1 protein-coding gene is annotated in these 233 nt (G+C 61.8%); it reads left to right on the forward strand.

The window, feature by feature from the left end; genetic code table 11:
• Window positions 1-233 (forward strand): RHS domain-containing protein (locus QMX86_RS28330; protein ID WP_282388010.1); only part of this gene is annotated, 233 nt, incomplete at both ends.

Below are 233 nucleotides of genomic sequence, written 5' to 3' on the forward strand. Positions count from 1 at the left end.
TTCTTCTGGCAAGGCGAACACCTCGTCGCCGAAAGCAGCGCCACGCAATACCGCAGCTTCCTCTACGAACCCGGCACCTTCCGCCCACTCGCGATGCTCGACGGCAAAGGCCCGAAAAAAGCCTGCCCGTTCTACTACCAACTCGACCACCTCGGCACCCCACAGGAACTCACCGACTACAGCGGCGAAATCGTCTGGTCCGCGCAATACGACGCCTACGGCAAAGTCGCCGC

The organism is Pseudomonas sp. PS01270, from assembly GCF_029959775.1.
GTDB lineage: Bacteria > Pseudomonadota > Gammaproteobacteria > Pseudomonadales > Pseudomonadaceae > Aquipseudomonas > Aquipseudomonas atacamensis.